This is a genomic window from Roseateles agri, assembly GCF_034043675.1.
In the GTDB taxonomy this organism is placed as follows: domain Bacteria; phylum Pseudomonadota; class Gammaproteobacteria; order Burkholderiales; family Burkholderiaceae_C; genus KK5.
Window position 1 is genome coordinate 126,926 of sequence record NZ_JAXCLA010000008.1, and the last position, 22,926, is coordinate 149,851.

General features: G+C 68.3%; 21 protein-coding genes. 12 read left to right on the forward strand and 9 right to left on the reverse strand.

Annotated elements, in window-relative coordinates:
* The first annotated feature begins 31 nt into the window (after window positions 1-31).
* From SNE35_RS23390 to SNE35_RS23405, 4 genes are all read left to right on the forward strand, one after another.
* Window positions 32-556, forward strand: coding sequence for an ECF-type sigma factor (locus SNE35_RS23390; protein WP_320425439.1), 525 nt, complete (start codon window positions 32-34; stop codon window positions 554-556).
* The gene (locus SNE35_RS23395; protein WP_320425440.1) at window positions 553-3,213 is read left to right on the forward strand and encodes a serine/threonine-protein kinase; all 2,661 of its coding nucleotides are present in this window, start codon (window positions 553-555) and stop codon (window positions 3,211-3,213) included. The genes SNE35_RS23390 and SNE35_RS23395 overlap by 4 nt, the downstream gene beginning before the upstream one ends.
* A 124-nt stretch (window positions 3,214-3,337) precedes the next feature.
* A complete protein-coding gene (locus tag SNE35_RS23400; protein ID WP_320425441.1) occupies window positions 3,338-4,018 on the forward strand; it encodes a hypothetical protein in 681 nt (226 codons plus the stop codon).
* A 1-nt stretch (window position 4,019) separates the two neighbouring features.
* Window positions 4,020-4,991, forward strand: coding sequence for a hypothetical protein (locus SNE35_RS23405; RefSeq protein WP_320425442.1), 972 nt, complete (start codon window positions 4,020-4,022; stop codon window positions 4,989-4,991).
* A gap of 10 nt (window positions 4,992-5,001) precedes the next feature.
* On the opposite strand, the gene SNE35_RS23410 is transcribed toward SNE35_RS23405, so the two are convergent.
* The 5 genes from SNE35_RS23410 to SNE35_RS23430 all read right to left on the reverse strand — a co-directional run bounded on the left by SNE35_RS23410 (window position 5,002) and on the right by SNE35_RS23430 (window position 12,539).
* On the reverse strand, window positions 5,002-5,943 hold the full coding sequence (locus SNE35_RS23410; RefSeq protein ID WP_320425443.1) for an exopolyphosphatase: 942 nt from the start codon (window positions 5,941-5,943) through the stop codon (window positions 5,002-5,004).
* 133 nt (window positions 5,944-6,076) lie between these two features.
* Window positions 6,077-9,535: an efflux RND transporter permease subunit gene (locus SNE35_RS23415; protein WP_320425444.1), complete on the reverse strand. Its 3,459-nt coding sequence runs from the start codon at window positions 9,533-9,535 to the stop codon at window positions 6,077-6,079.
* A gap of 22 nt (window positions 9,536-9,557) precedes the next feature.
* A complete protein-coding gene (locus tag SNE35_RS23420; protein WP_320425445.1) occupies window positions 9,558-10,736 on the reverse strand; it encodes an efflux RND transporter periplasmic adaptor subunit in 1,179 nt (392 codons plus the stop codon).
* Between the two features lie 174 nt (window positions 10,737-10,910).
* Entirely contained in the window at window positions 10,911-12,014 is a 1,104-nt protein-coding gene (aroC, locus tag SNE35_RS23425; RefSeq protein WP_320425446.1) for a chorismate synthase, read from the reverse strand.
* Between the two features lie 63 nt (window positions 12,015-12,077).
* Window positions 12,078-12,539 (reverse strand): CBS domain-containing protein, encoded by a 462-nt coding sequence (locus SNE35_RS23430; RefSeq protein ID WP_320425447.1) that lies wholly within the window; start codon window positions 12,537-12,539, stop codon window positions 12,078-12,080.
* Window positions 12,540-12,622: 83 nt separating this feature from the next.
* Between SNE35_RS23430 and SNE35_RS23435 the strand changes: the two genes are divergently transcribed.
* The 3 genes from SNE35_RS23435 to SNE35_RS23445 are packed head-to-tail and all read left to right on the forward strand — an operon-like array spanning window position 12,623 to window position 15,063.
* Window positions 12,623-13,927, forward strand: coding sequence for an O-acetylhomoserine aminocarboxypropyltransferase (locus SNE35_RS23435; protein ID WP_320425448.1), 1,305 nt, complete (start codon window positions 12,623-12,625; stop codon window positions 13,925-13,927).
* Entirely contained in the window at window positions 13,924-14,724 is an 801-nt protein-coding gene (locus tag SNE35_RS23440; RefSeq protein ID WP_320425449.1) for an alpha/beta fold hydrolase, read from the forward strand. The genes SNE35_RS23435 and SNE35_RS23440 overlap by 4 nt, the downstream gene beginning before the upstream one ends.
* 9 nt (window positions 14,725-14,733) lie before the next feature.
* Window positions 14,734-15,063 (forward strand): Mpo1-like protein, encoded by a 330-nt coding sequence (locus tag SNE35_RS23445; protein ID WP_320425450.1) that lies wholly within the window; start codon window positions 14,734-14,736, stop codon window positions 15,061-15,063.
* 3 nt (window positions 15,064-15,066) lie between these two features.
* Here the strand turns inward: SNE35_RS23445 and SNE35_RS23450 are convergent, their stop codons facing one another.
* Complete coding sequence (locus SNE35_RS23450) at window positions 15,067-15,882, reverse strand: MipA/OmpV family protein (RefSeq protein ID WP_320425451.1); 816 nt, start codon at window positions 15,880-15,882, stop codon at window positions 15,067-15,069.
* Window positions 15,883-15,964: 82 nt separating this feature from the next.
* On the opposite strand from SNE35_RS23450, the gene SNE35_RS23455 reads away from it, so the two are divergent.
* Both SNE35_RS23455 and SNE35_RS23460 read left to right on the forward strand, forming a co-directional pair.
* On the forward strand, window positions 15,965-16,702 hold the full coding sequence (locus SNE35_RS23455; protein ID WP_320425452.1) for an AzlC family ABC transporter permease: 738 nt from the start codon (window positions 15,965-15,967) through the stop codon (window positions 16,700-16,702).
* Window positions 16,699-17,028 carry an AzlD domain-containing protein gene (locus SNE35_RS23460; RefSeq protein ID WP_320425453.1) on the forward strand — a complete coding sequence of 110 codons (330 nt, stop codon included), beginning with the start codon at window positions 16,699-16,701 and terminating at the stop codon, window positions 17,026-17,028. The genes SNE35_RS23455 and SNE35_RS23460 overlap by 4 nt, the downstream gene beginning before the upstream one ends.
* On the opposite strand, the gene SNE35_RS23465 is transcribed toward SNE35_RS23460, so the two are convergent.
* Together SNE35_RS23465 and kbl are read right to left on the reverse strand one after the other, a co-directional pair.
* Window positions 16,994-17,983, reverse strand: a complete 990-nt coding sequence (locus SNE35_RS23465) for an NAD-dependent epimerase/dehydratase family protein (RefSeq protein WP_320425454.1) — start codon at window positions 17,981-17,983, stop codon at window positions 16,994-16,996. The genes SNE35_RS23460 and SNE35_RS23465 overlap by 35 nt on opposite strands.
* Window positions 17,980-19,194 (reverse strand): glycine C-acetyltransferase, encoded by a 1,215-nt coding sequence (gene kbl / locus SNE35_RS23470; protein ID WP_320425455.1) that lies wholly within the window; start codon window positions 19,192-19,194, stop codon window positions 17,980-17,982. The genes SNE35_RS23465 and kbl overlap by 4 nt, the downstream gene beginning before the upstream one ends.
* 93 nt (window positions 19,195-19,287) lie before the next feature.
* Between kbl and SNE35_RS23475 the strand changes: the two genes are divergently transcribed.
* Window positions 19,288-19,866, forward strand: a complete 579-nt coding sequence (locus tag SNE35_RS23475; RefSeq protein WP_320425456.1) for a helix-turn-helix domain-containing protein — start codon at window positions 19,288-19,290, stop codon at window positions 19,864-19,866.
* Here the strand turns inward: SNE35_RS23475 and SNE35_RS23480 are convergent.
* On the reverse strand, window positions 19,843-21,102 hold the full coding sequence (locus tag SNE35_RS23480) for a YihY family inner membrane protein (protein ID WP_320425457.1): 1,260 nt from the start codon (window positions 21,100-21,102) through the stop codon (window positions 19,843-19,845). The genes SNE35_RS23475 and SNE35_RS23480 overlap by 24 nt on opposite strands.
* Window positions 21,103-21,119: 17 nt before the next feature.
* On the opposite strand from SNE35_RS23480, the gene SNE35_RS23485 reads away from it, so the two are divergent.
* Together SNE35_RS23485 and SNE35_RS23490 are read left to right on the forward strand one after the other, a co-directional pair.
* Window positions 21,120-21,524 carry a DUF2069 domain-containing protein gene (locus SNE35_RS23485; protein ID WP_320425458.1) on the forward strand — a complete coding sequence of 135 codons (405 nt, stop codon included), beginning with the start codon at window positions 21,120-21,122 and terminating at the stop codon, window positions 21,522-21,524.
* On the forward strand, window positions 21,521-22,921 hold the full coding sequence (locus tag SNE35_RS23490) for an FAD-binding oxidoreductase (protein WP_320425459.1): 1,401 nt from the start codon (window positions 21,521-21,523) through the stop codon (window positions 22,919-22,921). The genes SNE35_RS23485 and SNE35_RS23490 overlap by 4 nt, the downstream gene beginning before the upstream one ends.
* The last annotated feature ends 5 nt before the right edge of the window (window positions 22,922-22,926 follow it).

Here is a 22,926-nt window from a genome sequence, read left to right on the forward strand (position 1 = left end):
GATCTGACCCCGCAAGGGGGATGACAGGGACATGTCGACAATGGAAGAGCAGCGATCTGCTGCCCCGCTGAGCGAAGAGCTCTACCGCGAACTGAAGCAACTGGCCCGCCAGCGCATCCGCCGCAGCGGCCCGCTGACGCTGCTGGACACCACCGCGCTGGTGCACGAGAGCTGGTTCCGCCTCTCGCGCCGCGACGACTGGGCCGGCATGGGCCGCGCGCACTTCATGGGCTACGCCGCATCGGCGATGCGCTCGATCGTGGTGGACTACGCGCGCGCCCGTTTGGCCGCGCAGCGCGGCGGTGGCGCCACACATCTGGAGTTCGACGAGTTGCCGACGCTGGCCCAGCGCGAGGACGAATACCTGGCCGTGCACGAGGCGCTGAATGCGCTGGAGCAGAGCGATGCGCGGCTAGCCCGGCTGGTGGAACTGCGCTACTTCGTCGGCCTGGAAGAGACCGAGTGCGCCGAGCTGCTGGGCGTCGCGCGTCGCACGGTGCAGCGCGACTGGCAGAAGGCCCGCGCGCTGCTGTGGTCGATGCTGGGGCAGTCATGAGCGAAGTTCTGAAGGACTGGGCGGCCATCGAGCCGCTGCTGGACGAACTACTGGCCTTGCCGCCGCAGGAGCGCGACGAACGTCTGCAGGCGCTGCCCCCGGAACAGCAGCCGCTGCGCCCTGCGCTCGAAAGCCTGCTGCGCTCAGCCGCTGCGGCGGAGGCTGCCGCCTTTCTCGAACGCGCCGCCAGTCTCCCGGCGAGTGAAGCCACCGAACGCCAGCCCGGCCAGCGCATCGGCCCCTGGGAGCTGATCCGCGAACTGGGCCGCGGCGGCATGGCCAGCGTCTGGCTGGCGCGACCGGCGGAAGGCGAGTTCCAGCGCGAGGTGGCGCTGAAGCTGCCGCACAGCAGCCATTCGCCGCAGCTGGCCGAACGCTTCCGCCGCGAGCGCGAGGTGTTGGCCCGGCTGAGCCACCCCGGCATCGCCCGGCTGTTCGACGCCGGCATCTCCGCCGACGGCACGCCCTGGCTGGCGATGGAGCGGGTGGACGGGCAGGACCTGCTGGCCTGGTGCGCCGCGCAGCGCACGACGCTCAGGCAAGACCTGGCCCTCCTGCTGCAGATCTGCGACGCGCTGCAATACGCACACGGCCGGCTGGTGATCCACCGCGACATCAAGCCCGCCAATGTGCTGGTGCAAGCCGACGGTCAGATCCGCCTGCTGGACTTCGGCATCGCCCGGTTGCTGGACGACCCGCACGATGCCGCGGCGACCACGCTGACCCAACAGGGCCAGCGCCCGATGACGCCGCAGTACGCCTCGCCTGAGCAGGTGCGCGGCGAGGAGCCCGGCGTGGCTTCGGACGTCTATTCGCTGGGCGTGCTGGCGTATCGCCTGCTCAGTGGAAGCGATCCCTACGCCGACGCGTACGCGCCTCATCGCGCGGCTCTGGAGCAGGCAATCCTGGAGCACGAGCCGCCGTCACCCTCGCGGCAAGCCGCGGATCAGACACGCCGCCAAGCCCTGCGAGGAGACCTGGACACCATCGTGCTGAAGGCCCTGCGCAAAGACGCCTCGCAGCGTTACGCCACCGTGGATGCGCTGGCCGAGGACCTGCGCCGCCACCTCGACGGCCGGCCGGTGCTCGCCCACGCACCCTCATGGCGCTATGTCGCCGGGCGCTTCGTCGGCCGACATCGCTGGGGCGTCGGCGCCTCGGCGCTGGCGGTCGCGGCGCTGATCGGCACCACGGCCTGGGCCTGGCATGCCGCGGTGCAGGCGCGAGAGGAGGCGCAGCGCTCCCAGGCGATGTACGACTTCGTCGTCGGCCTGTTCAACCCGCGCCGCCTGCCGCAGCCGGACACGCGGGACCGCGACATGCCGGCCAGCCAGTTGATCGAACGTGGTGCCGAGCGCGTGCTGGACAGCCTGACCGAGCAGCCCGCGGTGCGCGAGCGCCTGCTGGGCGACCTGGGTACGCTGACCCAGCAACTTGGCCTGGCCCCAACCGCGAAACGGCTCGCCGAGGAGCGTGTGACGGTGGCGCGGCAACTGCACGGCGAGCACAGCGTCGCCTATGCCGATGCGCTGCTGGGCCAGCGCGATGTCTGGGAAGCCAGCGCCCAGTACGCGCAAGGCTTCGAGCAGGCGAAGCAGGCTCTGGCGATCTACGAGGCCCATGGCGAGCGCGATCCCTTGCGCCTGGCTCGTGCCGAGATGACGCTGGGCGGCTTCGGTGCCCGCCTGCATCCGGCCGACGAGGTCGACCTGGCGCACCTGAAGAAGGCTGCCGCGCTGCTGGAAACAGTTCCTGGCCCGACCCCGCTGGGCACGGTCTACGAGCAGTTGCTGGTGGTGCAACTGAGCCGCGGCGACACCGAGGCCGCCTTCCAGGCGTCCAAGGCGGGCGTGCAAGCCAACCAGCGCCTGTGGGGTGTCGACGACTGGAAGACCGCCGCCTCGGAGGACCAGACCGCGGCACTTGCCGCCTGGACACTACGCCCTGCCGAGGCGGAGTCTCTGTTCCGTGACGCGCTCCCCAAACTGCGCAAGGCGATGGGGCCGGACGTCGTGCTGCTGGCCCGCGGTGAGGCCAATCTCGCGCAACTGCTCTTCGGCGGCGCGCAGCGTGACGAGGCCGCCGCCCATATGCGCGAGGCCCGGCGCCTGGTCGAGCTACCGGCGAATCGCGGTCAACTCGCCTTCACGCTGATCGTCGAAGCCACGGGGCTGGAACTGGCACAGCGCGGCAATGACTGGCTTGCGCTGCGCCAGGGCTGCGAACACTGGGGAGCCGACGTGCAAGCGCCGCAGCCGGCGCTGCGTCTGCGCATCCAGCAGGCTTGCGCCGCCAGCGCCGTCCACGAGGGCGATCTCGAACGCGCCGCCCGCCTGCTGGCGCAAGGCCGCGAGGTGGCCGCGAAGTCCTTCGCGAAGATCCCGGCGCGTGCGGCGGTGCTGAGCCTTCGAGAAGGCGAACTGGCCGCTGCACGAGGCGATGCCGCTGCGGCCGCTGCCGCCTGGCGCGAGTGCCTGCGGCTCGGCGACGCCAGCACCCTCGCCTGGAATGCCCAGGCCTGGGCACATCTGCTGCAGCAGCACGCGACGCTCTCGGCCGACGAGCAGGCCCGGCTGCAGCGTCTGCGCCAGCAACTGCTGGACGCCGGCGGCGAGCGCTACTACGCCGAGTTCCTCGCATTGCTGCGGCCGGCGTAGCGCTTCGGGCGCATAGCGCCCGGACGTTGCACGGCTGGTGGCGCTCCGCGCTTGCGGATTGCGTGAGCAGGGAATGAGGGCCGCATGGCCCCTTCCTCTTTCCTCACACATCCAGGAGCTCGACATGACCCCGCTCACCTGCCCGTCCTGCCAATCCCGCAACGTCCGCGGCTTCCGCGAGATCTGGTCTGGCGGCACCAGTTTTTCATCCGGCAGCGGCTACGGCATCGGCAGCAACGGCCAGACCGTGGCCGTCACCACTTCGGGCCAGTCGCAGACGGTGGAAGCCGCCCGCTGCGCGCCGCCCACCAAATGGAGCCGCGCCAAGCTGATCATGGCGGCCCTGCTGCTGGTGCCCCTGCTCGGCATGTGGGCCTTTGTGATGAGCCGAGGGATGAGCATCTTTTCCCTCCCTCTCAACGACCTGGGTTGGGTGCCCTATGTGGTGCTGGTGCTCGTCGGCTACCTGGTCTGGCAGGGCCCGCCCGTCTACGTGCAACGCACCGTGGTGCACCCCGAGCTGATGCGGCACTGGAACGCGCAGGTGAAGTGCCTGGACTGCTCGCGGGAGTTCTATCGCGACGGCACGATGGACTTCGCCTTCAACCCCAAGGTGCAGGACTTCTCCTGGCGGCGCGTGATGGAGCGCGTGCCGGCATTCCGGATCGTGCTGAAGCTGGCGATGTGGGCGCTGATGGCGATCCTGGCCCTGTGCCTGCTGCTGTCGCATTCGCTGCTGTTCCTGGGCGGGCTGGCGCTGGTCGGCGCGGGCTACTACGGCCTGTTCATGCGCAAGGGGGCTTGAGATGAACGTCCGCGTCTTCCCGATCCTTGGCCTCTTGACGGCGGCACTGCTCAGCGCCTGCGGTGGCGGTGGTGGCAGCGATTCGTCGAGCGGCACTGCCACGGCCTTCATCGTCGATCCCGCCACGATCACACCGGCCTCCGCCACCAGCAGCCAGCCCTTCCTCGACCGCACGGTGCCCGAGTTCTACGCCTACGGCAGCACCTGCAGCTCGGCAACCGCTGCCCAGTCAGTGCTGGTAACCGACAACACCGTCACCTACAACGACGGCACGGCCAGCGCCGCGCAGATGAAGCGCGTGGCCCAGTACGCCGAGGCGGCCGTGCGCACGCTGCGCGACAAGTTCGGCATCGCCCCGGCGAACGGCATCGGCTTCGATGGCCAGAAGCTGCGCGTCTGCGCCGCCATCAGCGGCAGCGATGCGCAGACCAACGGCTCCGCCGGCATCCGCACCTTGCACATCGGCGCGCCTGACGGATACGGCGGCCTCGGCACCCTGATCCTGCACGAGAGCACCCACGTCGTGCAGGCCCAGGCGCTGAACTGCCAGACGCAGCAGTACGGCTGGGAGCGCTGGCTCACCGAAGGCATGGCGCTGCACGTAGCGAGCCGGGATCTGCCCGGTGCCGGCGCGCTCGACAGCCTGCAGGCCAACTTCGCCGGCATCGACGGAAACCTGCCCTTCGGCGACATGGACCAGCGCGCCGCCGCGCGCAGCGACCGTTATCCAGGCTATGTGCTGGCGGTGGCGACGCTGCTGGGCGAGACCGGCAAGACCGATGTCGACATCTACCGCTTCATGAAGAGCGTGGGCGAGACCAGCGGCTGCCCGGGTGACAAGGTGCCCTATGTACCGGGCCAGCCGGTGGCCGGCTGGAAGGCAGCCTTCGATGCCAGCTTCGGCACCGATCTGCGCGGCACCGGCGTGGCGGGCAGCGGCTTCTGGGCGCTGGCGAAGAAGTACGCCAAGTAAACAGCGAAGATCAACCGTCCTGGTTGATCTTCGTGATCAGTTCCCGCAGCACTTCCTCGGCCTTGTAGTTCGCCACCTGGCAGGTGCCGGCCGCATGGTGGCCGCCGCCGCCGTGCTGCAGCATCAGGGCGCCGATGTCGGTCTTGCTGTCGCGGTTCAGGATGGACTTGCCGCAGGCGAGCACGGTGTTCTGCTTCTGCACGCCCCACATCACATGGATGGAGATGTTGGCGGCCGGGAACAGCGCGTAGATCATGAAGCGGTTGGTGGCCCAGATGGTTTCCTCGCCGCGCAGGTCCAGCACGACGAGGTTGCCGTGGTACTTGCCGCAGCGCAGGATCTGCTCGCGGGCCTTGGGGCCGTGATCGAAGTACAGGTCCACCCGCTCCTTGACGTCGGGCAGGTTCAGGATCTCGTCGATGTCGTATTCGAGGCAGTGGTCGATCAGGTCCATCATCAGCTGGTAGTTGCTGATGCGGAATTCGCGGAAGCGGCCCAGACCCGTGCGCGAGTCCATCAGGTAGTTCAGCAGCGGCCAGCCGTTGGCGTCGAGGATCTCGTCGCGGCTGAACTGCGCGGAGTCGGCCTTGTCGACCGCCTCCATCATCTCGTCGGAGATGCGGGGGAAAGCGTCGCGTCCGCCGTAGTGCTTGTAGACGACACGCGCCGCCGAAGGCGCATCGGCATCGATGACGTGGTTGGACCGCACGCCGGTGTTGCGGATCAGCTCGGATGCGTGGTGGTCGAAGGACAGATGCGCGCCGGGCACGTAGGGCAGGTTCGTCGTGATGTCGCGATCGGTGATGGCGATCTTGCCGTCCTGCATGTCCTTCGGGTGGACGAAGAGGATGTCGTCGATCAGATCCAATTCCTTCAGCAGCACGGCGCAGACCAGGCCGTCGAAATCGCTGCGGGTGACCAGACGGAACTTGTTCTTCGCTTCGGCATTCATCGGCGCACCTACCGGTTCGTTGGGGTGAATCGATGATAAGCAGGCTGCGCTGAGATCACCACGTATTTCAGCGCAGCCGGGGCGGCAGGATTTCACCGCCTGAGCTTGGGGAAACCCTGCCCCATCTGAACCGTTACTTGGCAGGGATCAGTCCCTCGTCCGCCGCGCTGGCAGGTGCCGGTTCCGGCGGCGCCCGCAGCAGGAAGCAGCCCAGCAGGAAGCCCGGCATCCCCAGCAGGCCCAGCAGCGCCCAGCCGGCAGGCCGGCCGCGCTCGTGCGCGAAGCAGAAGCACAGCCAGATGCACAGCAGGAAGCCCGCAACCGCCATCACCACCGTGGCGCCGGTCGGCGCGCCCGCGCCGAGCATCACCAGCGTGGCGAGGCTCACGCCCACCGTGCCGTAGAAGGCGCCGCGAGTGCGGTCATGCAGGCTCTTGACGAAGGCGGCGAACTGTTCGAGGTAGGAGTAGATCACCGGCACGACCAGCAAGGTCAGCAGGGTAGAGGTGATCACCCCGCCGATGATCGCGCGGCCCATCGGCGCCTGGATCTCGCCGCCGTCGTTCAGCGCGATGGCCATCGGCAGCATGCCGAAGATCATCGCGGCCGTGGTCATGATGATCGGGCGCATCCGGATCAGGCCGGCCTCGCGCACCGCATCCGACAGGCTGGCGCCGGCCTTGCGGGCATGGTTGGCGAAGTCCACCAGAAGAATGGCGTTCTTCGTCACCAGGCCCATCAGCATCACCAGGCCAATCATCGAGAACACGTTCAAGGTGGAGCCCGTCACCAGCAGCGCCAGCATCACGCCGATCAGCGACAGGGGCAGCGAGGCCATGATCGCGAAGGGCTGGGTGAAGCTGCCGAACTGGCTGGCCAGCACGATGTAGATGAAGATCACCGCCAGCGCCATTGCGCCGACCAGCCCGTTCATTGCCTCGGCCTGGTCCTTGCCGGCGCCGTCCACCTTGAAGCTGACACCCGGCGGCAACTGCACCGTCTTGATCATCTTCTGCACGTCGTCATTGACGTCGCCCGACGCGCGGCCCTGCGTGCCGGCGAAGACGGCCTCACGGCGCTGCAGGTTCTCGCGGCGGATCACCTCGGGGTTGAACACCGGCTCCACAGTGGCGACCTGGTCCAGGGTGATCGGCGAGCCGTCCTTGGCGAAGGCCACCGGCAGCTTGTACATCTGCTCGACGTTGCGGCGCTCGTCCTTGGGCAGGCGCACCAGCACCTGCACCTGGTTGCCGTCCGGCGCGGTCCAGTAGCTGGCGATCTCGCCGTTGACGTAGGCGCGCAGCGAGGCCGCCAGTTGCGGCGTGGTCAGCCCCAGCTCGCGCATCGCCGAATCCTTGACGCGCACCGCATAGGCCGGCAGGCCGGGCTTGACGGTGGTGTCCACGTCGACCGCGCCGGGGATCTTTTTGATGCGGGCGACGAGGTCGGCGGCGGCGGCGTTCAGCGCGTCCGAGTCGTTGCCGAGGATGGTGATCCAGACCGGCTTGTTGAAACCGACCGAGAGTTCCACGCCGGGGATCTTGGCGATCTCCTCGCGCATCGCGTCCTCGATCTGCTTCTGGCTGCGCTTGCGGTCCTTGCGGTCGCTCAGCGTGATGTTCAGCTGCGCGTTGTTGCGGCCGGTGGCCAGGCCGTCGCCGGTGGCGCCGACCACGGTCGAGACGGTCTTGATCTCCGGATAGTGCTTCAGGATCTCCTCGACCTGGGCGACCTTGTCGCTGCTGCGGTCCAGGCTGGTGCCGACCGGCAGGCGCAGGGCCAACTGGGTGAAGCCCTGGTCGGTCTCGGGGATGAACTCGGTGCCGACGGCACCGGCCAGGAAGATGGCGGCGACGAAGCTCGCCACGCCACTCCAGGTGACGATGCCGCGCGGCGTCAGCGTGACCGAGCGCAGCCGGCGCTTGGCCGTCAGGTCGCGGGTGCCGTCGGCCTTGAACGGGCGGCCCCAAGCGGGCAGCACGAAGAGGCGGTAGCGGCGGCCGCTGAAGGTCCAGTTGATCGTCTTCTCGTAGACGGCGTGCAGCACGTCCATGCACCAGTCGGTACCGCGCAGCAGGTGGCCGATGACGGGCACGCGGCGCAGGTAGGTGGCCGGCGGGTCGGCCCAGACGCTGGACAGCATCGGGTCGAGCGTGAACGAGACGAACAGCGACACCAGCACCGCCACCGCCACCGTGATGCCGAAGGGGTAGAAGAACTTGCCGATGATGCCGCCCATGAAGGCGACCGGGGTGAACACAGCGCAGATCGCGAAGGTGGTGGCCATCACGGCCAGGCCGATCTCGTTGGTGCCGTCGAAGGAGGCCTTCAGGTGGTCCTTGCCCATGCCGACATGGCGGACGATGTTCTCGCGCACGACGATCGCGTCGTCGATCAGCAAGCCGATGCACAGCGAGAGCGCCATCATCGTCATGAAGTTCAGCGTGAAGCCGAAGGCGTGGACGGCGATGAAGCTGGAGATCACCGAGATCGGCAGGGTCAGACCGGTGATGATCGTCGAGCGCCAGCTGTGCAGGAACAGGAAGACGATGGCCACCGTGAGCAGCGCGCCTTCGATCAGGGTGTGGCGCAGGCCGTCCAGCGAGCCCTTGACCCAGTCGCTGCTGGCGTAGATCAGCCGCAGCTCCATGTCCTTGGGCAGGGTCTTGCGCAGTTCCTCCATCGTTTCCTTGACGGCCTGGCCGGTGGAAACGATGTTGGCGTCCTGCTGCTTGAAGACGTTGAAGGTGATGGCGGTCTGGCCGTCGATGCGGGCGATGTTGTCCAGTTCCTGCTCACGCTCGACCAGCGTGCCGAGGTCGCGCAAGGTGAGCACCAGGTCGCCGCGCTTGGCGACGACGATGTCGCCGAATCGCTTCGGGTCCTTCACCTGGCCTTCGACGCGCAGCATCGCATCGGTGTACTGGTCGGACAGCACGCCGACCGGCTCATCCTGGTTGGCCGTGGCGATCGCCGCCGAGATCTCGGCCGGCGTGATGCCGTAGGCGCGCAGGCGCATCGGATCGAGGTCGATGCGCACCTCGCGCAGCGCCATGCCGCCCACCGACACCTGGGCCACGCCGGGCACGCGGCCCAGGCGCTTGGAGATCGTCTGGTCGGACAGCATCGACAGCTCGCGCAGCGAGCGGGTGCCCGAGATCAGCGCCATCACGACGACCGGCTGGGCGTTGTCGCCCTGGAAGCGGCTGACGTTGGGCGGTTTCACCTCCTGCGGAAACTGGGCCTGCGCCATGGCCAGGCGATCGCGCAGGTCCTGCATCGCGCGGTTCATGTCGGTGTCGAGCGTGAACTCGACGCTGGCCTGCACGCGGCCTTCGAAGCTGCGCGACTGGATGCGGTTGACGCCGGCGATCGAGTTCAGCGACTCCTCGAGCGGCTTGGCGACCTGGCGCTCGACGGCCGCCGGCGAGGCGCCGGGGTAGCGGATGTCGATCCAGGCGCCGGGCAAGGTGATGTCGGGCATCTGCTCGACGCCCAGCTTCGAATATGAGAACAGGCCCAGCACGCACAGGGCCACCATCACCATAGTCGCGAAGACCGGGTTCTGGATGGAGACGCGGGTGATCCACATGGTCGGTTTCCTCCGCGGGGGCTCAGTCGCGCGCCGGGGCGGACGCGGTGGAAGCGGCGGCGTCGGCCACCGTCGAGCGCTTGGTGACGATCGACGCCTTGCCGCCTTCGCGCAGGTTGTCGAAGCGGGTCGCCAGCACCTGGGCCTTGCCGTCCAGGCCCTTGACCACCTCGACGCGACCCTTCTTCTCGTCGTGCCGGCCGGTGGTGACGACGCGGCGCACCAGCGAGCCCTGGTCGATCAGCCAGACCTGCTCCTGGCCGGCGGCGCCGGTGATCGCGGTCTCGGGCACCGTCAGGCGCTGCTGCTCGTCCGCCAGTTCTACCCGAGCAACGCCGTACTGGCCCGCGCGGAACTCTTCCTTCGGGTTGTCCAGGGACAGCACGACGCCGATCGAGCGGGTGCCGGGTTCCGCCGCCGGGGCGATGCGGTTGATCTTGGCCTCGACCGAGCGGTCCACGCCCTCGACCTTCACCTGAACCGCCATGCCGGGCTTCAGCCGGCTGACCTCGTGCGTGCCGACCAGACCGGCCAGTTCCAGCTTGGAGAGGTCGACGATGGTCAGGATCTGCTGTTCCGGCGCCAGCTTCTCGCCCGGCAGCGCCAGGCGCTTGGCGACGATGCCGCTGATCGGCGCGACCAGCGCCGCCTGGTGCATCGTCACGTTGCTCGTGTCCAACTGCGCCTTGGCCGCCAGGTACTGGGCGCGGGCGGTTTCCATCGCGGCGCGCGAGGCGTCCAGCGCAGTGGTGGCGATGAAGTTGTTGGCGGCCAGGCCCTGGTCGGCCTTGTACTTGCGCTCGACCTGCTCGTACTGCGCCTTGGCGGACTCGACCGTGGCGTTCTTCTCGGCGATCCGGTAGCGCAGCTCCTCCAGGTCCATCTGGCCCAGCACCTGGCCAGCATGCACGCGGCTGCCTTCGCCGACGTTCAGCGTCACCAGGGTGCCCGTGGCCTTGGCGCGGACCATGACCGTGCCCGGGGCGACGAGGGGGCCGGAGAACTCGATCTGCGCGGGCATGGCGGCCAGCGTCGGCTGGGTGATCTCGTTGGCGAGGAATTCGAGCGCGACGACCTTCTCGTCACCCTTCTTGTCGTTCTTCTTGGCCGCGTCGCCGCCCTTGCTGGCGAAGACCGCAACCCCGGCTCCGCCGGCCAGCACCAGGGCGGCGATGCCGCCAATCAGCCACTGCTTGCGCATGGTCTCTTTCCCTCTTCTCAAAAAGTGCGCGGAGTGTAGGAGCGCACCCTGGCGGTGCAAGAGCCGCTGCGACGGAATGCAGATTCCGCGTGACGATCTGCAATACGCCCCGATCGGGCGAGCCTGACCGCGACGAACTGCATGGGAGCGGTTATAGACCGCGGCGGATGGAGATCAAGCGCCTGCTGTACCGGGAATCGGCGGAATGGGGAGGACCACGTCGCCGCACTGGGCGCGGTGGCGCAGCGCATGGTCCATCAAGACCAGGGCCAGCATGGCTTCGGCGATGGGCGTCGCGCGGATGCCGACGCAGGGGTCGTGCCGGCCGAAGGTCTCGACGGTGGCCGGCTCGCCGGCGCGGTTGATCGAGCCCTTGGGCGTGCGGATCGAGCTGGTCGGCTTGATCGCGATCGAGGCGACGATGTCCTGCCCGGTCGAGATACCGCCGAGCACGCCGCCGGCGTTGTTGGAGGCGAAGCCCTGCGGCGTAAGTTCGTCGCCATGGCGGCTGCCGCGCTGCGAGACCACGCCGAAGCCTTCGCCGATCTCCACGCCCTTGACGGCGTTGATGCCCATCAGCGCGTAGGCGATGTCGGCGTCGAGCTTGTCGAACAGCGGCTCGCCCAGGCCCACTGGCACGCCGGTGGCTTCCACGCGGATGCGCGCGCCGACCGAGTCGCCGGACTTGCGCAGCGCGTCCATGTAGTCCTCCAGCTCGGCAATCTTGCTGGCGTTGGCGGCGAAGAAGGGGTTGTTGCCGACATGCTCCCAGCCTTCGAACGGGATCTCGATCTCGCCCAGCTGCGTCATGCAGCCACGGAACTGGGTGCCGAAATGCTCCTTCAGCCATTTGCGGGCCACGGCACCGGCGCCGACCATTGGCGCGGTCAGCCGGGCCGATGAGCGGCCGCCGCCGCGCGGGTCGCGCAGGCCGTACTTGCGCCAGTAGGTGTAGTCGGCGTGGCCCGGGCGGAAGGTGTCGAGGATGTTGCCGTAGTCCTTGCTGCGCTGGTCGGTGTTCTTGATCAGCAGGCAGATCGGCGTACCGGTGGTCTGGCCCTCGTAGACGCCGGAGAGGATCTCGACGGCATCGGGCTCGTTGCGCTGGGTCACATGGCGCGAGGTGCCGGGGCGGCGGCGGTCCAGCTCGGGCTGGATGTCCGCCTCGGTCAACGCCAGCCCGGGCGGGCAGCCGTCGATCACGCAACCGATGGCGGGCCCGTGGCTCTCGCCGAAGTTGGTGACGCGGAACAGTTCGCCGAAGGTGCTGCCTGACATGCCGGGTGCTTCTCTCTCTACGGGGGAACCCGCGAGTTTATCCGGGTGGCAGGCGGCCCTTCTTCAGGCCTTGGGTTCTTCGGCGCCCTCTTCGACCGGCCAGTCGCGGATGTAGGCCTTCAGCATGCGGTTCTCGAAGTCCTGGCCGTCGACGACGGCCTTGGCCACGTCGTAGAAGGAGATCACGCCCATCAGCGTGCGGCCGTTCAGCACCGGCATGTAGCGCGCATGGCGGCCCAGCATCATGCGGCGCACTTCGTCGATCTCGGTCTCGGGCGTGCAGGTCAGCGGGTGGTCGTCCATCACGCTGCGCACCTGCGTCGTGCCGACGCTGCCACCGTTCTTCACGATCGCCTGGATCACCTCGCGGAAGGTCAGCATGCCGACCAGGTCGCCATGGTCCATCACGACCAGTGAGCCGATGTCCCGGCCGCCCATCGTCTCGACCGCCACGCGCAGCGGCTCGTCCGGAGTGACGGTGAACAGGGTGCCACCCTTGACGCGGAGGATATCGACGACTTTCATGATTGTTCTGCTCCAGTGAGAGGGCCGGGATGTTGGCTTCAACATAGCACACAATCCGCCCGATCAACACCTCGAAAGACACCATGCCCGGTCATTCCGACCCCGGTTTCGACACCCTGGCGCTGCATGCCGGCGCGGCACCCGACCCGAGCACCGGCGCGCGCGTGACGCCTCTTCATCTCTCGACCTCCTTCGTGTTCGAAAGCGCCGAGCATGCGGCCGGGCTGTTCAATATGGAGCGCGCCGGCCACGTCTACTCGCGCCTGTCCAACCCGACGACCGCGGTGTTCGAGGAACGGATGGCGGCGCTGGAAGGCGGCGTCGGCGCGATCGCCACTTCCAGCGGCCAGGCGGCGCTGCACCTGGCCATCGCCACGCTGGCCGGCGCCGGCTCGCACATCGTCTCCTCCGGCGCGCTGTACGGCGGCTCGCACAACCTGTTGCACTACACCTTGAAGCGCTTCGGCATCGAGACGACCTTCGTCAAGCCAGGCAACATTGACGGCTGGCGCGCCGCGATCCGGCCGAACACGAAGCTGCTGTTCGGCGAGACGCTGGGCAACCCCGGCCTGGACGTGCTGGACATCCCGACCATCTCCGCCATCGCCCACGACGCCGGCCTCCCACTGCTGGTCGACTCGACCTTGACGACGCCCTGGCTGATGAAGCCCTTCGACCATGGCGCCGACTTGGTCTACCACTCGGCGACGAAGTTCCTCAGTGGCCACGGCACCGTCGTCGGCGGCGTGCTGGTGGACAGCGGTGCCTTCGATTGGGAAGCCGCGCATGCGAAGCACCGCCTCTTCCCCGAGCTGTGCGAGCCCTACGCAGGCTTCCACGACATGGTGTTCACCGAAGAGAGCACCGTCGGCGCCTTCCTCTTACGCGCCCGCCGCGAAGGCCTGCGCGACTTCGGTGCCTGCATCAGCCCGCACACCGCCTGGCTGATCCTGCAGGGCATCGAGACCCTGCCGCTGCGGATGGAGCGGCACGTGCGCAATGCGCAGAAGGTGGCCGAATTCCTGGCCGGGCAGGCGGCTGTAGAGTCCGTCGGCTATCCGGGCCTCACAACGCACCGCGACCATGCGCTGGCGCAGAAGCTGCTGCCGCGCGGCTGCGGCTCGGTGTTCAGCTTCAACCTGAAGGGCTCGCGCGAGCAGGGACGCGTCTTCATCGAGACGCTGAAGATCTTCTCGCACTTGGCCAACGTCGGAGATTGCCGCTCGCTGGTGATCCACCCGGCGTCGACGACGCACAGCCGCATGGACGACGCAGCGCTCGCCTTCGCCGGCATCGGGCCGGGGACGATCCGGCTGTCGATTGGCCTGGAAGACGCCGATGACCTGATCGACGACCTGAAGCGCGCACTGAAGGCGGCCAGCAAATGAAGCTCAACGTCAACGACAAGACGGCCTACGCCTACACCGGCGGCCGGGCCTTCGACTCAGCCCTGCCCTCGCTGGTGCTGATCCACGGCGCGCTGAACGACCACAGCGTCTGGACCTTGCTGGCACGTTCGTTCGCACACCACGGCTGGAACGTGTTCGCGGTCGACCTGCCCGGCCACGGTCGCAGCAAAGGCCCGGCGCTCGCCAGCGTCGAGGCCTACGCCGACTGGGTCTGGGCGCTGCTGGACGCTGCCGGCGTCGGGCAGGCGGCACTCGCCGGCCACAGCATGGGCTCGCTGATCGCGCTGGAGGCGGCATCGCGCCAGCCGCAGCGCTGTACGCGGCTCGCGATGATCGGCACCGCCTATCCGATGAAGGTCTCCGAGGCGCTGCTGGCGATCGCACGCGACACGCCGCTGAAGGCCATCGACATGGTCAACGCCTTCTCGCACTCCGGCTGGGCGGCCAAGCCCTCCTATCCCGGCCCCGGTGCCTGGCTGCACGGCGGCAGCCGCGCGCTGATGCGCCGCACCCTGGCCGGCCATCCGGAGGCCAATCTGTTCGAGCATGATTTCCGCGTCTGCGACCGCTATGCCAACGGCCTGGAGGCCGCGGCCAAGGTCACCTGCCCGGCCAGCCTGCTGATCGGCGAGCGCGACCAGATGACCTCGCCCAAGCAGACCGCCGCGCTGACCGAGGCGCTGAAGGCCAAGGTCAGCCGGCTGCCGGCCGGCCATGCGCTGATGGCCGAGGCCCCCGAGCAAATGCTTAGCGCCTTGCGGACGGCCTTGCAGTAGTCTTTGCCAATGGAAACCGCAGACACCGCCGACACCGTCAAGAGCTTCCACAGCTTCGCCGAGTTCTACCCGTTCTATCTCGGCGAACACAGCAATCGCACGTGCCGGCGGCTCCATTTCGTCGGCTCCTCGCTGGGCCTCGTGTGCCTGGCCGCCGCGCTGTGGACCGGCCAGCTCTCGCTGATCCTGCTGGGCCTGCTGTTCGGCTACGCCTTCGCCTGGATCGGCCACTTCGGCTTCGAGAAGAACAAGCCGGCCTCGTTCAAGCGCCCGCTCTACAGCTTCATGGGCGACTGGGCGATGTACCGGGACATCTGGCTGGGCCGCATCCCGTTCTGAACCTCAGTTCCGGTACGCCAGCCCCACCGCCAGCGAGCCGCCGAAGCGGCGCTGCGTCAGCGGGCTGTCGGCCGCCGGCCCCATCTGCTGCGCGACGCCGGCCGAGCCGAAGGCGATCCAGCGCGGGCTCAGTTGCCAGGTCCAGCCTGTGCCGGCATGGGCATCGCGCAGGCCGGCAGACGGCGTGTAGACCGGCAACCCCGTGGCCGTCGAGCCCTCAGGCGTCACGCCGAAATAGCTTCTCATGTTGGTGGCGTCGCCGGCGCTGATGCCGCCGCCGGCCGTCCATTCGAAGTCGGCGGTCCGCTTCAGGCGCCAGCTCAGGTCCAGTCCCGCGGTCAGCCCTCCGTGGCGGCCCAACAGATCCTGCGAGAGCGAGCCCGAGAGCTGCCAGTCCGGCGTCAGCGCATAGCCGGCATAGACGCGCCCGCGCAGCGTGCGGCGCACGTCCGGCAGGCCGGCTGTCGTGGAGGCATCGCCGCTGCTGCGCCCGCTGTCCACCCGGAACGAGAGCCCGAGCTTCAGCCGGTCGCTGCGAACCAGCTCCGTGCTGGCGCCATCGCCCCGAACTTCGCCGCCGAAACCGAGCAGACCGTTGCCGCCCGAGGTGCTGATGCGCCAGCGCCCCCATTGCAGCGCCCAGACCGGCCGGAGCTTGAACTCATAGCGCTGCGCGCCGGCGTATTCAGGCTGGTACTGCAGGCGTGCCGCGGCGAGGTAGCGGAACTTCGGGGCGGGTTCCTGCTCATCCTCCGCCATGGCCGGCGAAGACATCAGCGAGAGAACGGAAGTGGCGGCGAGGCAGGCGGTGGAGCGCATGTCGCCACCTTAATGCGGCAAGCCTTCGAATTGCTGTCATTCTGTCGGCCACGCACAACAGGCGATGGGGACAATGACGTCCATGGCAGCAAGCAGATTTCTCGACGAGGTGCGGGCCCAGCGGCGCCACCCCGAATTCCGCCGCGGCGCGCGCGACATGGCCGGCATCACGCTGGGCATTTCCGCCTGGGGCCTCGTGACGGGCGTGGCGATGATCAAGAGCGGGCTGTCGGTCGGGCTCGCGCTGCTGATGACGCTGATCGTGTTCGCCGGCAGTTCACAGCTCGCCTCGCTGCCCCTGATCGCCTCCGGCGCGCCGATGTGGGTGCTGTGGGCCACGGCCTTCTGCGTGAACCTGCGCTTCGTGATCTTCAGCGCCCAGTGGCACCTGTATTTCGGCAACCTGCCGCGCGTGCGGCGGCTGATGATCGGCTACTTCGCGGCCGACCTGAACTACGTCGCCTTCCTGAACCGCTTCCCGCAGGCAAGACCTGACCCTCGGCAGGAGCCGTACTTCTGGGGCGGCGTGGCGGCGAACTGGCCGGCCTGGCAGATCCCGTCGGTCATCGGCATCCTGCTCGCCGACCGGATCCCGACCGAATGGGGCCTGGGCTTCGCCGGCGTGCTGGCGCTGCTGGGGCTGAGCTATTCGTTGCTGAAGGACCGCAACAGCTGGGTCGCTGCCGGCGTGGCCGGTTGTGCGGCGGTGGCGGCCTACGCGTTGCCGCTGCGGCTCAATATCGTCGTGGCGATCGCTGCGGCGGTGGCGGCCGGGCTGCTGCTGGAGAAATGGCTGCCAGAGAAGGAGGTGGCGGCATGAGCGAGTGGGAAACGGCGCTGGCCATTGTTGGCATGGCGCTGGTCACCTTGATCACGCGCGGCTTCTTCCTCTATCCGGAGCGCGAGGTGCCGTTGCCCGCCTGGCTGAAGCAAGGCCTGCGCTATGCGCCGCTGGCCGCGCTGGCGGCGGTGATCGTGCCGGAGGTGGTGATGAGCCAGGGCCAGGTGCTCGGCACCTGGCAGGACGCGCGGCTGTTCGCCACCGCCGCAGCCACCGTCTACTACTTCAGCCGGCGCGGCATCCTCGGCACCATCGTCACCGGCACGGTGGTCATGCTGGCGCTGCGGATCGGTCTGGGCTGGTGACCAAGGGGCGCAGCTCCTTCAGCATGTCGGCGACCATCGCCTTCAGGTCGTACTGCAGCTTCCAGCCCCAGTCGCGGCGGGCGATGCTGTCGTCGATGCGCTGCGGCCAGCTGGCGGCGATCTGCTGGCGGAAGTCCGGCGCGTAGCTGATCTCGAAGCCGGAGATCTGCTCGCGGATCGCGGCGGCGATCTCGGCCGGCGTGAAGCTGACGCCGGCGAGGTTGTACGAGCCGCGCTGGGTGATCGTCTCGGCCGGGGCTTCCATCAGCTCGATGGTCGCGCGCAGCGCGTCGGGCATGTACATCATCGGCAGGGCCTGGCCGGCTTCGAGGAAGCAGCTGTAGCGGCCGTGCTTCAGCGCCTCGTGGAAGATCTCGACGGCGTAGTCGGTCGTGCCGCCGCCGGGCGGCGTCTTCCAGGAGATCAGGCCGGGGTAGCGCAGGCTGCGCACGTCCACACCGTGCTTCTCGTGGTACCAGCGGCACCAGCCCTCGCCGGCCAGCTTGGAAATGCCGTAGATCGTGGTCGGGTCCATCACGGTGGCCTGCGGCGTATCCACGGCCGGGGTGCTGGGACCGAAGGCGGCGATCGAGCTGGGCCAGAACACGCGCTCCAGCTTCTGCGTGCGGGCCAGTTCCAGCACGTTCAGCAGGCCCTTCATGTTCAGGTCCCAGGCCCACATCGGGTGCTTCTCGCCGGTGGCGGAGAGCGCGGCGGCGAGGTGGTAGATCTGCGTGATCTCGTGGCGCTTGACGACGGCGGCGAGCGCGGCGGCGTCGGTCACGTCCAGCATCTCGTGGCGCAGCGCGGGCACGCGACCCTCGGGCGCGATGTCGCTGGTGATGACGGCATGGTTGCCGTGCTTCCTCGCCAGCTCGGTGGCCAGCTCGGTGCCGATCTGGCCGTTGGCGCCGATGATGAGGATCTTCGTGGCGGTGGTCGTGGTGGTGGTCATTTGATCAGTCCCAGCTCTTTGCCGGCTTGCGCGAAGGCGGCGACAGCCTTCTCCAGGTGTTCGCGTTCATGGCCGGCCGAGACCTGCACGCGGATGCGCGCCTGGCCCTTGGGCACGACGGGGAAGAAGAAGCCGACGGCGTAGATGCCCAGTTCCAGGATGCGGGCGCTGAGCTTCTGCGCCGTCACCGCGTCGTAGACCATGATGGGCACGATCGGATGCGTGCCCGGCTTGATCTCGAAACCGGCCGCCTGGATGGCCTCGCGGAAGTAGGCGGTGTTGGCCTCCAGCTTGTCGCGCAGCGCCGTCGAGCCTTCGAGCAGGTCCAGCACGGCGATGCTCGCGCCGACGATGCTCGGCGCCACCGTGTTCGAGAACAGGTAGGGCCGCGAGCGCTGGCGCAGCAGCTCGATCACCTCGCGGCGGCCGGTCGTGAAACCGCCGGACGCGCCGCCCAAGGCCTTGCCCAGGGTGCCGGTGATGATGTCCACCTTGCCGAACACACCGCGGTACTCGTGCGTGCCGCGGCCGGTCTTGCCGAGGAAGCCGCTGGCATGGCACTCGTCGATGCCCAGCAGCGCGCCGTAGCGGTCGGTGATCTCGCGGATCTTGTCGAGCTGGGCGATCGTGCCGTCCATCGAGAACACGCCGTCGGTGAACACGAGCGTGAAGCGCGCACCGGCGGCCTGGGCCTCCTGCAGGCAGCGCTCCAGGTCGGCCATGTCGTTGTGCTTGTAGCGGAAGCGCTTGGCCTTGCACAGGCGGATGCCGTCGATGATGGAGGCGTGGTTCAGCTCGTCGCTGATGATCGCGTCCTGCTCGCCCAGCAGCGGCTCGAACAGGCCGCCGTTGGCGTCGAAGGCGGCGGCGTAGAGGATCGTGTCCTCGGTGCCGAGGAAGTTGGCCAGGCGCTGCTCCAGCGTCTTGTGCAGATCCTGCGTGCCGCAGATGAAGCGCACCGACGAGAGGCCGTAGCCGTGCGTGCGCAGCGCCTCGTGCGCCGCCTCGATCACCTGCGGGTGCGAGGACAGGCCCAGGTAGTTGTTGGCGCAGAGGTTGATCACCTCGCGGCCGTCGTTCGTCTGCACGACAGCGCCCTGGGCACTGGTAATGATGCGCTCGCTCTTGTAGAGCCCGGCTTCGCGCACGCCCTGGAGTTCGGCCCGCAGGTGGTCGTAGAAGGCTTCGCTGCCGGCGCTGGGCTTGGTCATATCAAACTCCTCGTGCACAATCCACTAAAGAAAACAAAGTTCGATATATCGAACATTCGTCCAGTATCAGGGAATCGTTCGACAAGGTCAAGCATGTCTGCATCGCATATCGACACACTGGAGCCACCCAAGGTCGGCGCCACGCTCCAGGCGCTGCGGCAAACGCAGGGCCTGTCGCTGGACGAACTGTCCCGCCGCGCCGGCGTGTCGAAGTCGATGCTCTCGCAGATCGAACGCAACCAGGCCAACCCGACGGTGGCCGTGGTCTGGCGGCTGGCGAACGCACTGCGCGTGGAGCTCTCGGAACTGCTCGGCGGCGAGAAGACGGCCGCACCGGCGATCGAGACCGTGCTCGCGCACCAGACGCCCTCGATGAGCAGTCCGGACAGCCTGTGCCAGTTGCGCATCCTCGGGCCGATCGACCTGGCCGGCCAGTTCGAGTGGTATCAGCTGACGATCCAGCCCGGCGGCGCACTGGAATCAGCCGCGCATGAGCCGGGCTCCCGCGAGCATCTGAGTGTGCTGAGCGGCCAGATGGAGGTCCGCGCGGCCGGCAGCGTGCAATCGCTGAAGGCCGGTGAGACGGGCCGCTATGCGGTCGATGGGCCGCATGCGATCCGCAACAGCGGCAGCGAGCCGGCGGTGGGCCTACTGGTCGTACTGCATCCCTAGCAGTTCGCCCAGGCTCACGCGATCCCAGCCGCTGCGCTGCCACAGCGGCAGCAGGCCATCCTTGCGTTCGACCAGCAGCGCACGCAACAGCGGCGCTGCTGGTGTCTGCGCCGGATCGCACAGCAGCACCAGCCGCTGCACGCCCGATTCGTCGAGCCGGCCCAGCCAGTCCAGCGACAGCAGCCGGTCGATCACCGGTTCCAGCTGCAGCGGGTCGGTGCGCAGGCGCTGGGCCAGGGCGAGATTGCCGAGGCCGCCCTCCCCATTCGCCTTGCCGCGCATCAGTTCGCTGATGACTTCCAGCGCCAGTTCCAACTGCAGGCCCGGCGTGTCCGGCCGGTGGACGATGCCGCGGCTCATGCTCGGTGCGTTGGCCGCCAGCACGGCGCCCAGCAGCACGACGACCCAGCCGAGGTACATCCAGATCAGGAAGATCGGCACGGTGGCGAAAGCGCCGTACAAGGTCGAATAGGTCGGCACGTGTTTCACGTACCAGGCGAGGCCCGCCTTGGCCGCGCTGAGCCCCACGGCGACGAAGGCGCCGCCCAGCAAGGCATGGCGCCAGCGCACGTGCGTGTTGGGCACGTAGTGGAACAGGCCGGCGATGCCCAGGCTCATCAGCACCAGTTCGGTCAGGCGCAGCAGGAAGGCGATGTTGTCGGAGAAGCCCTTGACCAGGCCCTCGCCGGCCGAGACCGCATAGCTGGTTAGCGCCAGGCTGCCACCCAGCAGCAGCGGGCCCAAGGTCAGCGCGGCCCAGTACACGAGCACGCGCTGGGCAATCGGCCGTGGCCGCTGCACGCGCCAGATCGCGTTGAGCGTGCGGTCGATCGTCAGCATCAGCGCGAGCGCCGTGCCGCCCAGCGCCACCAGGCCCACCGCGCCAAGTCGGTTCGCCTTGGCGGCGAACTGCGTCAGTGCACCCAGCACCGGGCGGGCAATCGTGTCGGGGATCAGGCTGGCGAGGAAGTACTTCTGCAGCGCCGCCTGGAAGGACGAGAAGATCGGGAAGGCGGTGAACAGGGCCAGCATCACCGTCAGCAGCGGCACCAGCGAGATCAGCGTCGTGAAGGTGAGGCTGCCGGCGGTGAGGCCCAGCCGGTCTTCGCGAAAACGCTGGCGGAAGCTGAGCAAGGTCAGGCGCCAGGGCCAGACCTTGAGGGCGCTGACGATGTCCGCCAGCAGTGGATGGACGGCGGTCTTGGCGAGCTTCGTCTCAGAGGGGGAAGGGAGCATGCTGGCTATGATGCCGCATGTCTTCTGCCGTCGATCCTCAAGCACCGCTGCGCACGCAGGCGAGCGGTGCCGAAATCTTCTCCCGCACCCTGGCCTTCGTCTCGCTTGTCGCCCTGATCATCCTCTGCCTGGCCTGGGAGTTGTGGCTGGCGCCGACCGGCCGCGGCACGCTGGCGATCAAGGCGCTGCCGCTGTTCCTGCCGCTCGTCGGCCTGTGGCGCTACCGGCTCTACACCTTCCGCTGGCTGAGCCTGATGATCTGGATCTACTTCGCCGAGGGCGCGATCCGCGCGACCAGCGAGCGCGGCGCGGGCATCTGGCTCGGCAGCGCCGAGGTTATGTTGAGCACCCTGATTTTCATTGCCTGCGCGATGCAGGTGAGGCTGCGGCTCGCGGCGGCCAAGGCAATATCGACCCCATGAGTTTCCTGAACGAATTGCAGCAACTGCTCGGCGATGCCGGGCTGGTCCGTGGCGACGACCTGTCGGCCTTCGAGACCGATTGGAGAAAGCGTTATGTCGGCCGCGCGCTGGCCGTGGCGCGGCCGGCCGACACGGCGCAGGTGGCGGCCGTGGTCAGGCTGTGTGCGGCATATGGCGTGACGATCGTGCCGCAGGGCGGCAACACCGGCCTGGTCGGCGGCTCGACCCCGGACGACTCGGGCGAGCAACTGGTGCTGAGCCTCACGCGGATGAACCGCATCCGCGCCATCGACGAAGCCAACCTGACGATGACCGTCGAGGCCGGCTGCGTGCTGCAGGCGCTGCAGGAGGCCGCCGAGGCGCGCCGCCTGCTGCTCCCGCTGAGCCTGGCGGCCGAAGGCTCCTGCATGATCGGCGGCAACCTCGCCACCAACGCCGGCGGCACGCAGGTACTACGCTACGGCAATGCACGCGAACTGTGCCTGGGGCTGGAGGTGGTCACCGCGCAGGGTGAGGTCTGGAACGGCCTGAGCGGCCTGCGCAAGGACAACACCGGCTACGACCTGCGCGACCTGTTCGTCGGCAGCGAGGGGACGCTGGGCATCATCACCGCCGCGACCTTGAAGCTCTACCCGGAGCCGCGCGCACGGATGACGGCGCTGGCCTCGGTGCCGACGCTGGAAGCCGCCGTTGAACTGCTGGGCCTCGCGCGCCAGCGCGCCGGCTCCGGCCTGACCGGCTTCGAGGTGATGAACGCCTTCTCGCTGGGTCTCGTGCGCAAGCACTACCCGCAGCAACGCCAGCCGCTGGAAGCGTCGCCGTGGACGGTGCTACTGGAGCTGTCCGACAGCGAGGACGAGCAGCATGCGCGAACGGTGTTCGAAGGCCTGCTCGAAGCCGCACTGGAAGCCGGCCTCGTCACCGACGCGGCCGTGGCCGAGAGCCAGGCGCAATCGAACGCGCTGTGGCACCTGCGCGAGTCGATCCCGCTGGCGCAGAGCGAGGAAGGCCTCAACATCAAGCACGACATCGCCCTGCCCGTCTCGGCAATTCCGGCCTTCGTGGCCGAAACGGACGCACTGCTGGAAGCCGGATTCCCCGGCATGCGCCTCGTCGATTTCGGCCATCTCGGGGACGGCAACCTGCACTACAACGTGCAGGCGCCGGAGGGCGTCCCGGCCGCCGAGTTCCTGGCCAAGAACGAGCCCGCGATCAACAGCATCGTCTACGACCAGGTCGCGAAGTACGCCGGCTCGATCTCGGCCGAGCACGGCATCGGCCGGCTCAAGCGCGAGGAACTGGCGCAGCGCAAGGATCCGGTTGCACTGGGCCTGATGCAGGCGATCAAGAAAGCCCTGGATCCGCAGGGCCTGATGAATCCGAATCGGGTGATCTAGCGTCG

Coding starts and splice junctions, on each gene's coding strand:
- SNE35_RS23415 (WP_320425444.1), bottom strand. CDS start 9,535: ATGTGGATCACCCGCGTCTCCATCCAGAACCCGGTCTTCGCGACTATG.
- SNE35_RS23420 (WP_320425445.1), bottom strand. CDS start 10,736: ATGCGCAAGCAGTGGCTGATTGGCGGCATCGCCGCCCTGGTGCTGGCC.
- SNE35_RS23480 (WP_320425457.1), bottom strand. CDS start 21,102: ATGCTCCCTTCCCCCTCTGAGACGAAGCTCGCCAAGACCGCCGTCCAT.
- SNE35_RS23440 (WP_320425449.1), top strand. CDS start 13,924: ATGAAGCTCAACGTCAACGACAAGACGGCCTACGCCTACACCGGCGGC.
- SNE35_RS23390 (WP_320425439.1), top strand. CDS start 32: ATGTCGACAATGGAAGAGCAGCGATCTGCTGCCCCGCTGAGCGAAGAG.
- SNE35_RS23475 (WP_320425456.1), top strand. CDS start 19,288: ATGTCTGCATCGCATATCGACACACTGGAGCCACCCAAGGTCGGCGCC.
- SNE35_RS23465 (WP_320425454.1), bottom strand. CDS start 17,983: ATGACCACCACCACGACCACCGCCACGAAGATCCTCATCATCGGCGCC.
- aroC (WP_320425446.1), bottom strand. CDS start 12,014: ATGTCAGGCAGCACCTTCGGCGAACTGTTCCGCGTCACCAACTTCGGC.
- SNE35_RS23435 (WP_320425448.1), top strand. CDS start 12,623: ATGCCCGGTCATTCCGACCCCGGTTTCGACACCCTGGCGCTGCATGCC.
- SNE35_RS23410 (WP_320425443.1), bottom strand. CDS start 5,943: ATGAATGCCGAAGCGAAGAACAAGTTCCGTCTGGTCACCCGCAGCGAT.
- SNE35_RS23450 (WP_320425451.1), bottom strand. CDS start 15,882: ATGCGCTCCACCGCCTGCCTCGCCGCCACTTCCGTTCTCTCGCTGATG.
- SNE35_RS23445 (WP_320425450.1), top strand. CDS start 14,734: ATGGAAACCGCAGACACCGCCGACACCGTCAAGAGCTTCCACAGCTTC.
- SNE35_RS23405 (WP_320425442.1), top strand. CDS start 4,020: ATGAACGTCCGCGTCTTCCCGATCCTTGGCCTCTTGACGGCGGCACTG.
- SNE35_RS23430 (WP_320425447.1), bottom strand. CDS start 12,539: ATGAAAGTCGTCGATATCCTCCGCGTCAAGGGTGGCACCCTGTTCACC.
- SNE35_RS23455 (WP_320425452.1), top strand. CDS start 15,965: ATGGCAGCAAGCAGATTTCTCGACGAGGTGCGGGCCCAGCGGCGCCAC.
- kbl (WP_320425455.1), bottom strand. CDS start 19,194: ATGACCAAGCCCAGCGCCGGCAGCGAAGCCTTCTACGACCACCTGCGG.
- SNE35_RS23460 (WP_320425453.1), top strand. CDS start 16,699: ATGAGCGAGTGGGAAACGGCGCTGGCCATTGTTGGCATGGCGCTGGTC.
- SNE35_RS23395 (WP_320425440.1), top strand. CDS start 553: ATGAGCGAAGTTCTGAAGGACTGGGCGGCCATCGAGCCGCTGCTGGAC.
- SNE35_RS23490 (WP_320425459.1), top strand. CDS start 21,521: ATGAGTTTCCTGAACGAATTGCAGCAACTGCTCGGCGATGCCGGGCTG.
- SNE35_RS23400 (WP_320425441.1), top strand. CDS start 3,338: ATGACCCCGCTCACCTGCCCGTCCTGCCAATCCCGCAACGTCCGCGGC.
- SNE35_RS23485 (WP_320425458.1), top strand. CDS start 21,120: ATGTCTTCTGCCGTCGATCCTCAAGCACCGCTGCGCACGCAGGCGAGC.